The organism is Akkermansia sp. BCRC 18949 (assembly GCF_045011645.1).
In the GTDB taxonomy this organism is placed as follows: Bacteria; Verrucomicrobiota; Verrucomicrobiia; order Verrucomicrobiales; family Akkermansiaceae; genus Akkermansia; species Akkermansia massiliensis.
Window position 1 is genome coordinate 2,143,370 of sequence record NZ_CP123619.1, and the last position, 11,151, is coordinate 2,154,520.

An 11,151-nucleotide genomic window follows, 5' to 3' on the forward strand; every position below is an offset into this window, starting at 1 on the left:
TTAAAATGGCACGCTTCCCCACCTGCCCGGTCCCCCTCCCGGACCAGTGCGGCACGCTCAAATTCCGGAGGAAAGGCGGCCTTCCTTTTTCTCTCTCTCCTTCGGGACATCCGCTCTTTTGGCGCAGGAGATGGAATAAAGCAGCAGGACGGGGAACAGCAATTCCAGAGGCAGCATATAGCGGACTTCATACGTAGTCGCCGCCGCGCCAATGGCCAGAACCACTCCGTAAAATGGCACAAAAGGGATCAGATACGCCTTTTTCTTCATCATTCCGTAAACGAGGAAGCTGAGCACGCAGCCGTAAAACAGGGAAAGCTGCGGCATGTCCCTGACATTGCCCGCAGGCAAGTTCCAAACCATCTGGCTGTTCAGAAGAAGAATCTTCCCCGCCAGCAGGGGATTGTCCGCAGAAACGGAGAAAAACAGATTCCTGACAAGTTCCCCTTTGCCGGACAAGGTCCACGCAAACCCATACTTCATTCCCGTCTCCCAGGACTCAAACAGGCCCGTGTGGAGATACTTCTGCCCGTACCCGGCTGACACTGCGGGATGCAGGGAATCTTCATAAAGGCGGTACTGCCTCATGATGACGTCCCTAGGCATGATTTCCCGTTCAATCAGCTCCATGTCTCCGTCACTCACCTTCCCGCCCTCTGCAACAATATCACAGACCACATGAGCCATCTTGGCATACTTGGTGCCGGACGCGCCGCTTTCCGCATCCATCAGAAAGGGAAGGACGAGAAAAGCGAACAGCCAGCAGCAAATTCCCCCTATCACGGGAATCGCCAGGCGGCGGAATTCCTCACGGTGATGGAACATATGGACGGACAGGGCCGCGACAGTAAGAAAAAACGGAACGGCTCCGTCATAGCGCAGGCACCCGGTTCCGGCCAGCCCAAGACCGATCAGCCACAGGGCGGAGGTGCGTTTTTCCAATAACCAGGAGCATAATCCCACCGTAAGCGCCATCAGGAAAATGGAATAGGGAACGTCCTTGATCACCGTCGTCACCATCTCAAACTGGAACAGGCACAGCAAGACGGCTCCCAGCACGATCAGCGCCCGCATCCGTTCGCGCGCCGCCCAGGAAACGATCATGAAGCAAACGGACAACAGCAGCCCCAGTTGAACCAGAACGATGGCCTGAAATTCCGGCCAGACGCTTAAAACACCCTTGCACAGCAGGGTGTGGGCCAGCGTATGCATCAAATTATACTGTCCGCTGACGATTTGGGGATACTGGCGATATTGGAAATCAAAGGAACACCGTGAACCCGCATGCAACCACCACGCCAGCACAGCGATGGAAATAACGGCCATGACGCCCCATTTCCCCCAGGGGCCCCACTCCGTTTCATGGCGCGCGCCATACCATACCACGCCATTCAACGCTTGTACGGACAGGCATAAAGCCGTTAAAAAAATTCCATACTGGACAATAGAGGACGCGGCGCCCTCCCAGGTTCCGAAACACAGGCCATCCGCACGGAACACGAGACCCAGGGGGAAAAGAATGACACTGCAAATTCCGCAGGCAGCCACCACCTTCTTCCACGGCAGCATGCAGTCATCCGCACGCCAGCGCCATAAAACAAGCAGAGAAGCTAGAATCACGAAGAAAAAGAATACGCCAAACATCATTCCGTCACAGTCAATGAACCCAGTGCCGCTCCGGCACCTGGACGGATAAACTAACGGATTTCTAATCCGTTACGGATTAGCACGGAATGGACTCCATGCCACAGGGAGCGCCGCAAGCCTTGCGGCATCCGGACATCAACAGGAACGGCAGAAAACTTTTTTCCCTGAAAGTCAGGGAATCGTAGCGAGACACCTGCTTTTCAACGGCTGCAAAGGCTTGCGCCGCTCCAAAGGCCGGTCATGCAATTCCGGAAGGTTGCACCACAAGGGAACGTTTCTCAATAAGGACATGGCTATTCAGCATAAGTCCCTTGTTATAAAAAACAGGCCTTGACCCCGGATTAGAAATTCGTTTTTTGAAATGCGGCAACCTCCCATGCCTTCTCCGTAAAAGGGTTCTCCGCTTTTGGCAGCGATTGCCGCGGAACATTTCTCCCGGGGAAAACGCTTGAAAATCAATCATCGGCACGACGATCCCGGGAAAATGGCATCATTGCCTCCGTCCCGGTCTGGAACATCCGGGCTTTCCCGTTCCGGAGGGGAAAAGAGGCATTCTTCAAGGAATGCCCTGCTCTTTTTTACCGCCTTCGCGCATTTGCCTGATTTCATCCCGGATCAGGGCGGCGCGTTCAAATTCCAGATGGGAGGCCGCCTCCTTCATTTCCGCCTCCAGCCTGGCAATGCGCTCTTCCAGCCCGTACCCGGCCTCGTCCTCCGCCACGCGGAAGGACTCTTCATCCTCTTCCGCATACAGTTTCAACTGCCCCTGTTCGGACCGGCTCACCGTCTGGGGAACAATGCCGTGCTCCAGGTTGTACTTCTCCTGAATGCTCCGGCGGTAATCCGTCAGCTCAATCAGCCGCTTGATGGAATCCGTCATTACATCCGCAAACAGGACGCACTCCCCGTTCAAATGGCGCGCGGCGCGGCCCGCCGTCTGCACCAGGGACGTTTCATTGCGCAGGAAACCTTCCTTGTCCGCATCCAGAATGCACACCAGGGAGACTTCCGGCAAATCCAGCCCCTCCCTGAGCAGGTTGATGCCCACCAGAACGTCTATCCTCCGGGCACGCAGGGCGCGCAGAATCTCCACGCGCTCAATCGCGTCCACATCCGCATGAATGTAGGAGACCTTCAGCCCCACCCCCTTCAGGTACTCCGTCAGGTCTTCCGCCGTCTTCTTGGTCAGCGTCGTGACCAGCACGCGTTCATTCTTGGCAACGCGCTCGTTGCACAGGGCAATCGTCTCGTCAATCTGCCCTTTCAGGGGACGGATGGTGATCTTCGGCTCCAGCAGGCCGGTGGGACGGATAATCTGCTCCACAATCAGGGGTGTGGAACGCTTCGTGGGATCAAACTTCTCCACCGGTTCCGTGGACGGGCTGGGAGTGACGCGGATATCCTTGGGGGAAGTGAACAGAATCCCCTTGAAGCCTTCCGGCGCCTTTTCCCCGGACCTGGCGGCGCGGCGCACGGGAATATAAGTCTTGTTGTCCGCACGGCAGTTCACCAGCTCAAACGGCCCCGGCGTAGCGGAGGCGTACACGATCTGGTTCTGCCTCTCCATGAACTCATGGAATTTCAGCGGCCTGTTGTCCAGCGCGCTGGGCAGGCGGAAGCCGTGCTCCACCAGAATATTCTTGCGGCTGCGGTCCCCCTCGTACATGCCGCCCAGCTGGGGCACGGCCACATGGCTTTCATCAATCAGGGTCAGGGAATCCTTGGGGAAGAAATCCAGCAGCGTGGAGGGGGAACTGCCCGGCAGGCGGCCGGAAAGATGGCGGGAATAATTCTCAATCCCCTTGCAGAAGCCCAGTTCTTCAATCAGCTCCAGATCGTAATCCGTACGCAGTTTCAGGCGCTGCGCTTCCAAAAGACGCCCATGCTTCTCAAACCATCCCACGCGGTCCTCCAGCTCCGCTCGGATGGCCTTAAGCGCCGCGGCCCGTTTTTCCGGAGCGGCCACGTACTGCTTGGCCGGGAAAAAGGTGTAACTCCCAAGCCGTTCCCGCACGCGGCCGGAGGTGGAATCAATCAGGGAAACCCGTTCCACCTCATCTCCGAAAAACTCCACGCGGATCGCCTCCCCTTCCGAATAAGCGGGAAACACCTCCACCACCTCCCCGCGCACGCGGAACGTGCCGCGGGTAAAATCAAAATCCTGCCGCTCAAACAGGCGTTCCACCAGCTGCCGGAGGAACACGTCCCGGTCCATGATGTCTCCCTCACGAATGCGCAGGGTCAGGTTACGGTAATCTTCCGGGGTGGACAGGCCGTAAATGCAGGAGACGGACGCCACCACAATCACGTCCCGGCGCGTCATCAGGGAATTCATGGCGTTCAGGCTCAGGCGGTCCAGCTCGTCATTGATGGCGGAATCCTTTTCGATATAAGTGTCGGAACTGGCGATGTACGCCTCCGGCTGGTAATAGTCGAAATAGGAAACGTAGTAATCCACCGCGTTATTCGGGAAAAAGCTTTTCAGCTCCGAGTGAAGCTGCGCGGCGAGCGTCTTGTTGTGGGAAATCACCAGCGTGGGCCTGTTCATCCGGGCGATCAGATTCGCCATCGTGAACGTCTTGCCGCTCCCGGTCACCCCCAGCAGGCCCTGGTGCTTGTTGCCCGCTTCCAGAGACTTGAGCAGCTTGCCGATGGCCTGCTCCTGGTCCCCGGAGGGCTTGAAGGAGGAATTTAATTCAAAAGACGACATACGCGAGGAAGCCAGTATAATCCCCCCGCCCCGCCGGGCTAGGACAATGTTTGACAATTCCCCCCTGCTGACCCAGTATATGCGGCATGTACATTCCCACGCAGGAAGAACGGTATGCAAAAAAAGGGTTCGTCTCCCTCATTCTGTGCGTTGTGGTCCCCTCCTGCCTGTACGTCTCCCTTCTATCCAAGCAACTGATGATGGTGCGCGGACATGAATGGGAAGCCATCATGAAAATCTTCCTGGCGTTCACCTATCCGCTGGCGGCGCTCTTTGCCATGACGGGCATTCCGTTCTTCTGGTGGTCCGTGGGCATCTCCCTGGCGGTCCACGCGGGAATCGTCATCTGGCTGAAGACGGCTCCCCGCCTGTCGCCCAAAAAGGCCATCTGCATCGCCCTGTGCGTGGGAATGCTGGATTTCCTGTTTGTGAAAATATTCCCCTTTCCGGCGCAAATCATGGGCTGAACTGCCCTGCGGAACGCCCGGAATGTTCCGTCCTCCGGTTCAGGACTGTTTTTTAGCCAGGGCAATAATCTGCCTCTTGATCTCGCGCGCCGCTTTTTTGGAATCCGCCTGGTAGGCCTCATACGTAAAGCACTGCGCCCCGGAGCCGTCGCTGGCAGTCAGCACCAGCTTGGGATAAAACTTGCCCTTTTCCAGGGCCTCCTTCACGGGAGCGGCCACCGTGGACTTGCCTCCCTTCACCGGGAGATAAACCAGCACGCACCGTTTTCCCACGGCTTCAAGAAACCCCTCCGTCACGCCGGCGGCCAGCGGGCAGGTCGTGGCCGTGTTCGTATAAAGATAGGCCACGGGCTTCTTTTGCTCTTTCGCTGTTTTCAGAGCCTCTTCCATCCGATCCGTGGTGAAAGTGCTTTTGGGCAGCCTGACATCCGCCCGTGAATGGGGGGACGCGGCCAGAAGACAGACACTCAACAGGGTAATTAACATTTTCATAGGCCGCCACCATACGGGCTGCCCTGGGGCATGTCAAAGACAAAGCTCCCCCGTTTAATCTTGAACGCCAGGGCGCGGTATGGCAGAGTGCGCCCACGCATTCGTCGCGCCTGTGGCGAAATTGGTAGACGCGCCAGACTTAGGATCTGGTGTTGAAAAACGTGCAGGTTCGATTCCTGTCGGGCGCACCATCAATAACCCTCTTTAAGTAAACAACTTGAAGAGGGTTTCTTCTTTGTGCTGAAATAGGCGCGAATTCTATAAAACGGCCCCAATCTGTGTACAAAGTGTGTACACTTTCAACCCGTTTTTGGACTTATTTTACAAGGTATTTCTGTCATACGGATCACACAATGAACGGCTCATTTGGCCGCTTTGTAAAACGGAAATATCGTGAGTTATATATAATTGATACAATACCAATACATTGTGTTAATTTATGTCTATCTACACACTCCACCATCAGGTGAGGCGGCTGGATGAAACACTCTGCGGCAATGACAGGAAGTACTCGACCGGAGATGTTCTGTTCTCTGATCGAGGGGAACGAATCGTTCTGGGAAACCCCATTGCGGAAGGCGGTGAAGGATCGGTCTTTGCTGCCCATTCGGCATTAGGATCGCCACTCGTAGCCAAGCTCTACCATCCGAACCAACGGATGCGTTGGCGCGAGCAGAAGCTTCGATTGATGTGTTCCAGGCCTATACGCTCCCCGTGCGTGGCGTGGCCGCGCGAGATCCTGTACGACGAACTGCGGCGCTTTGTCGGCGTGCTGATGCCCCGGGCGGACGGTGTTCCGCTCGGGGCTTTCGCGTTTCATGCGGACCTGCAGAAGAAACAGTTCCCCTCATGGAATCGTTGCGACCTGACCAGGTTATGTTTGAACTTATCGGAAGCAGTCCATACTCTGCACCGTTACGGTGTCGTTCTGGGTGATCTGCATCCCCGTAATGTGATGGTTTCTTCTGATGGCTCCGTCTGCTGGGTAGATGCCGACAGCGTCCAGATCGAAGACTATCCCTGTTCCGTCGGGACGGAACGTTTCCGAGCTCCAGAACTCCACGGCAACTTCGGAGACTTTCTCCGTACCCGAAGCCACGATGCCTACGCCCTGTCCGTCCTGCTCTTCATGACATTGGCTCTCGGCCTGTCTCCTTTTGCCCGGCAGGGTAATGGAGAAGAGATGCAGGAGGCCGTCAGGAAGGGAGTGCTGCCATACCCGTTTGCTTCGTACAAACCGTCAGCGGGATTCTACCCGCCCGATACCCCCGGACGCTATGTCTGGTCGTATCTTCCCCGCAAGCTCCGCGATGTCCTCGGCCACAACCTCACCTGTGTCCAGCATCGTGATTTGCGGCCACGCGTCTCCCCGGGGTATTTGACGCGTTGTTTTCATCAATACCTCAAGGATATGGAGCCGAACGGCAGAAGAAATCATCCTGTTTATCGGGATCTTCTGCATGACCGACCCTGCCCGCCCCGCAATCTGATGGAACAGATGATACCCAACATCTGTATGGACTGCGGGATTCGTTTCCGGGAGGCTCCTGACGATACCGCACGGCGTTTACGGCAATCTCATGCCCGCCCTCTGTGCAAGCTCTGCATCAGGCGTCGCAGTGTGTTGAATCAGGCCTCCCGGAATACAACCACCAACCATTAACTCGAATCATTATGTCCCTATCATCGACACAACCAAACAAACAGGAACAACTCGCCTCCATGCGCGAGTTCAGCAACAACACTAACGCCCGGCTTCCCGTTCTCTTCCTGCTGGATACCAGCGGCAGTATGAACGGCATCGTCCGGGGCGACCATCAACAAGTCCTCCGTCAGGAGCACTCCGACGGAATCAACTGGAATATTGTCACAGGAGACAATCTCGTCACCCGGATGGACGAACTCAATACCGGTCTTCAAAGGTTCATCAGTGACATTCTGGTCGATCCTCTAGCAAAACTGGCCGCTGACGTAGCAGTGATCACATTCGCCCGGACAACGACGACAGTGAAAGAATTCGGTCCGATCCGTGAATCAGACTCAGAGCTGAAAATCACCACGTCACAGGAGAATGAAACGCTTCTTGGCGAAGTCGTCGAATTGGCTCTGACCGAACTTGATAATCGCAAAAGAACCTATCAGGAACATGGAGTGGAATACTACCAGCCCTGGCTCATCGTGATGACAGACGGAGTACCGACCAGCACCCGGCACCGGGAATTGCAGGAACGCCTGAAAGAACTGTCGGCCAGCCGCAAGCTGAGTGTGTTCGTCTTCGGTATTGGCCGTGCTGACCTGTCAGAGCTTTCCTACATCAGCCCGGGGCGTCCTCCCATGCAAATCAACGATCAGAAGTTCCCGGAACTGTTCGCATGGCTGAGCCGAAGCTTCCGCATGGTCAGTATGTCCATGCCGGGAGACGGAGTATCACTGGCTCCTCCCCCGGATGACGTGTGGCGGGTATAGAACTGGCAAAATCAGAAAGCCTCTCTCATGGGGGGGCTTTCTTTTAACTACAGTATGGTAGTATTGCAGGAAATCGTCATCTTATAGTAAACCTATCCTTTCTTCTTAAATGTTCAGGAAAGCAATGGGACCTAGAAGATAACGAGTGTTCCAGCTTGAGTTTTTGCCGATTTTATGGCATAGGCATCCTACGCCTGTGCTCCGGTTTCCAAATTACCCGCGAAGCGATGCGCCAAACCAGTACTCAACAAAGCGATAATGGCAATAGCTGTGAACATCAAAAAACTGGAGAATGATCTTTGGGAATCAGCAGATCTTCTCCGCGCAGGATCAAAATTGACATCGAATCAATATTGCATGCCCGTTCTGGGGCTGCTCTTCCTGCGATATGCATTCAGTCGGTACAAGCTTGTGGAAGACGAAATCGTCAGAAATCTTCCTTCTCGAGGTGGACGGGTCCGCCCGGTAGAGGCCAGCGACTTCAACGCCAAGAGCGCCATTTTTCTTCCCCGGGAAGCCCAGTATGCCTGGCTTGTCAACCTTCCTTCCGATATCGCGTCTGCCAATCTGGTCAGTATGGACGGACATGCCATGAAAAGTCTGGGAGAAGTTGTCAACAATGCCATGGCTCTTGTGGAATCACAGAGTCCCCAGCTGCAAGGTGTTTTACCTAGGAGCTATACTGACTTTCCCGATGAGTTGCTCGGAGAACTCATCCGCATTTTCAACAACGATGCGCTGGACAGGGTGGGCGGCGACGTTATCGGGCGTATCTACGAGTATTTCCTGAACAAGTTTGCAAAAAATATTGCTCAGGACGATGGCGTCTTCTTTACGCCCAAGTCTCTGGTCAAAATGATTGTGAACGTTCTGGAGCCATCTCGGGGAACGCTTCTCGATCCTGCTGCTGGCAGCGGGGGCATGTTCATCCAGACCGGAGATTTCGTTCACGCCTCCGGTATGACGGCCAACAACTCGATGACCTTTTACGGGCAGGAGAAAGTGGAGTACAACGCCAATCTCTGCCTTATGAATATGGCGGTACATGGTCTGACCGGCGTCATCAAATCCGGGGACGAAGCCAACACCTTCTACCATGATGCTCACAACCTTAACGGCAAGTGCGATTATGTCATGGCCAACCCTCCCTTCAATGTCGATAAGGTCAAGGCGGAGGGAGCCGAAAGCGCGGGGCGCCTTCCCTTCGGCCTGCCAGCAGTCAACAAGAACAAGGAAATCGGCAACGGCAATTATCTATGGATCTCGTATTTTTACTCATATCTCAATGACCACGGTCGGGCTGGGTTCGTTATGGCCTCTTCCTCGACCGATAGTTCAGGACGGGACAAGGACATACGCGAACAACTGGTTCGCACGGGCCATGTAGACTGCATGGTCAGTGTCAGCAACAATTTCTTCTATACCAAAAGCCTCCCATGCTCCTTGTGGTTTTTCGATAAAGGCAAGTCCGCCGACCGGCTCGACAAAGTGCTTTTCATCGATGCCCGCAACTACTACACGGTCGTGGACCGTACGCTGAATGAATGGACGGAATGGCAGCTCAAAAACTTGAACGCCATTGTCTGGCTCTACCGGGGGGAAGTTGATAAATACCAGGCCCTCATGGAGGAATACCGAGTAACCTTGCGTACATACGCCGAGAAAACGGACAACACCGCCTTGACGGAAGCCCTGACAAGCAACTCCGATTTCGCCCCGGCACGACAAGCCCTCGAAGACACGCTCCAACAAATGCGCTCAGCCGCTGTTACCGCCGTTGAAACGGCCCCTCGTAAGGAGAAGAAAAAAATACAGTCTGACTGGGACGGCAAGCAATCCGCAGTGAACGCCATGCTCACGGTAGCAAAGGAGGCGGACTGGCTCTTCAGTAAATTCGGCGAAGGCGAATACAGAGATGTGCTCGGCCTATGTAAGCTAGCAAGTATCAAGGATATCAAGGAAAAAGGCTGGTCTCTGACTCCCGGTGCCTATGTCGGCGTTGTCCCCATAGAAGATGATGGGGTGGATTTCAAGGCACGCATGGCGGAGATTCATCAGGAATTGTTGAAACTACAAACAGAGTCGAATCGGCTCATGGAAGCCATTTCGAAGAATTGGGGGGAGATCAGCATATGAAGTCATTTACTGTTGATGAATTAGTGGATATTGAGGATGGAGATAGAGGGAAAAATTATCCTAAATCTTATGACTTTCAAGATCATGGGTATTGCCTTTTCCTAAATACTGGAAATGTCACAAAAGAAGGATTTTCTTTTGAAGAAACACAATTCATATCTGAAATTAAGGATAAACAGCTAAGAAAGGGAAAATTAAAAAGAGGTGATATAATATATACAACAAGAGGAACTGTAGGAAATGCTGCGTATTATGATAAGCATGTTTATTTCAATAACATCAGGATCAATTCAGGAATGGTCATTCTGCGATGTAAAGAAAATGTAGACCAAAAATATATATACCAACTTCTCAAAAGCGATCTGTATCGAAAATTGTTTCTACAATACTGCACTGGTAGCGCGCAACCTCAGCTACCAATTAAGAATTTAAAAAAAATCAAACTTAATGTTCCTGAACTACCAATCCAAAAACGCATTGCCGACATTCTCTCTGCCTACGACGATCTGATCGAGAATAACAGGAAACAGATTAAACTGCTGGAAGAGGCAGTGCAACGCCTGTACAAAGAGTGGTTCGTCGACTTGCGCTTTCCTGGTTACGAGAACACAAAAATCGTTGATGGAATACCGGAGAGATGGAAAAGAGTAATTATTGGTTCTATTTGTCAAACTGTTGGAGGAGGAACTCCTTCAACAAAAGTTGACTCATATTATAACGGAGGAAAAGTCAAATGGGTAACGCCTACAGATATTACTAAAAATGATAGTTTGGTTCTTTTAGATTCTGAGAAAAAAATTACGCAAGAAGGTTTAAAGAACAGTTCTGCAAAGATGCTTCCTCCGGAAACTATTTTAATGACGAGTCGAGCAAGTGTAGGATTTTTTTCAATTTGTGAACATGAAGTATGTACAAATCAAGGATTCATCTCATGTATTCCCTATGATGCTAATTTACAAATGTATCTTTTATTTAATTTGATTAGCAGGGTAGATGAGATACGGCAAAAGGCAAGTGGTTCAACATATTTGGAAATAAGTAAATCAACGTTTAAATCTTTACTAATAACAATTCCTGATAATAGATTGTTGAATAGTTTTCAACTTTTGACTCACCGAATGATCGAAAAAATAAAAATCCATAAAAAATCCATTGTTAGGCTTTCTGAAGCTCGCAATCGACTTCTCCCGAAACTGATGAGCGGAGAAATTGCTGTATAGTTACCATCAAACC

Annotated in this window: 8 protein-coding genes and 1 tRNA gene; 6 read left to right on the forward strand and 3 right to left on the reverse strand. The window is 52.8% G+C overall.

Annotated features, from left to right (window positions below; translation table 11 throughout):
• Positions 1-57: 57 nt before the first annotated feature.
• Together P8A25_RS08955 and P8A25_RS08960 are read right to left on the reverse strand one after the other, a co-directional pair.
• Entirely contained in the window at positions 58-1,620 is a 1,563-nt protein-coding gene (locus P8A25_RS08955) for a hypothetical protein (RefSeq protein ID WP_215442231.1), read from the reverse strand.
• 583 nt (positions 1,621-2,203) lie between these two features.
• Complete coding sequence (locus P8A25_RS08960) at positions 2,204-4,357, reverse strand: helicase-related protein (RefSeq protein ID WP_102726953.1); 2,154 nt, start codon at positions 4,355-4,357, stop codon at positions 2,204-2,206.
• A gap of 86 nt (positions 4,358-4,443) precedes the next feature.
• Here P8A25_RS08960 and P8A25_RS08965 point away from each other — a divergent pair, with 86 nt between their 5' ends.
• Positions 4,444-4,824: a hypothetical protein gene (locus P8A25_RS08965; protein WP_022396598.1), complete on the forward strand. Its 381-nt coding sequence runs from the start codon at positions 4,444-4,446 to the stop codon at positions 4,822-4,824.
• A gap of 39 nt (positions 4,825-4,863) precedes the next feature.
• On the opposite strand, the gene P8A25_RS08970 is transcribed toward P8A25_RS08965, so the two are convergent.
• On the reverse strand, positions 4,864-5,316 hold the full coding sequence (locus P8A25_RS08970) for a hypothetical protein (RefSeq protein ID WP_102726952.1): 453 nt from the start codon (positions 5,314-5,316) through the stop codon (positions 4,864-4,866).
• A gap of 106 nt (positions 5,317-5,422) precedes the next feature.
• Here P8A25_RS08970 and P8A25_RS08975 point away from each other — a divergent pair.
• From P8A25_RS08975 to P8A25_RS08995, 5 genes are all read left to right on the forward strand, one after another.
• Positions 5,423-5,507, forward strand: a tRNA-Leu gene (locus P8A25_RS08975).
• Positions 5,508-5,755: 248 nt separating this feature from the next.
• Positions 5,756-6,979 (forward strand): protein kinase domain-containing protein, encoded by a 1,224-nt coding sequence (locus P8A25_RS08980; protein WP_215442230.1) that lies wholly within the window; start codon positions 5,756-5,758, stop codon positions 6,977-6,979.
• Between the two features lie 11 nt (positions 6,980-6,990).
• The gene (locus P8A25_RS08985) at positions 6,991-7,782 is read left to right on the forward strand and encodes a VWA domain-containing protein (protein ID WP_215442229.1); all 792 of its coding nucleotides are present in this window, start codon (positions 6,991-6,993) and stop codon (positions 7,780-7,782) included.
• 258 nt (positions 7,783-8,040) lie between these two features.
• Positions 8,041-9,918: a class I SAM-dependent DNA methyltransferase gene (locus P8A25_RS08990; RefSeq protein ID WP_215442228.1), complete on the forward strand. Its 1,878-nt coding sequence runs from the start codon at positions 8,041-8,043 to the stop codon at positions 9,916-9,918.
• Positions 9,915-11,138, forward strand: coding sequence for a restriction endonuclease subunit S (locus P8A25_RS08995; RefSeq protein WP_215442227.1), 1,224 nt, complete (start codon positions 9,915-9,917; stop codon positions 11,136-11,138). Before P8A25_RS08990 ends, P8A25_RS08995 begins: the two co-directional genes overlap by 4 nt.
• Positions 11,139-11,151: the final 13 nt, after the last annotated feature.

Bases quoted from the DNA above. Each gene is read 5' to 3' on its own strand.
- P8A25_RS08995 (WP_215442227.1), top strand. From the start codon at position 9,915: ATGAAGTCATTTACTGTTGATGAATTAGTGGATATTGAGGATGGAGAT.
- P8A25_RS08985 (WP_215442229.1), top strand. From the start codon at position 6,991: ATGTCCCTATCATCGACACAACCAAACAAACAGGAACAACTCGCCTCC.
- P8A25_RS08960 (WP_102726953.1), bottom strand. From the start codon at position 4,357: ATGTCGTCTTTTGAATTAAATTCCTCCTTCAAGCCCTCCGGGGACCAG.
- P8A25_RS08980 (WP_215442230.1), top strand. From the start codon at position 5,756: ATGTCTATCTACACACTCCACCATCAGGTGAGGCGGCTGGATGAAACA.
- P8A25_RS08970 (WP_102726952.1), bottom strand. From the start codon at position 5,316: ATGAAAATGTTAATTACCCTGTTGAGTGTCTGTCTTCTGGCCGCGTCC.
- P8A25_RS08990 (WP_215442228.1), top strand. From the start codon at position 8,041: ATGGCAATAGCTGTGAACATCAAAAAACTGGAGAATGATCTTTGGGAA.
- P8A25_RS08965 (WP_022396598.1), top strand. From the start codon at position 4,444: ATGTACATTCCCACGCAGGAAGAACGGTATGCAAAAAAAGGGTTCGTC.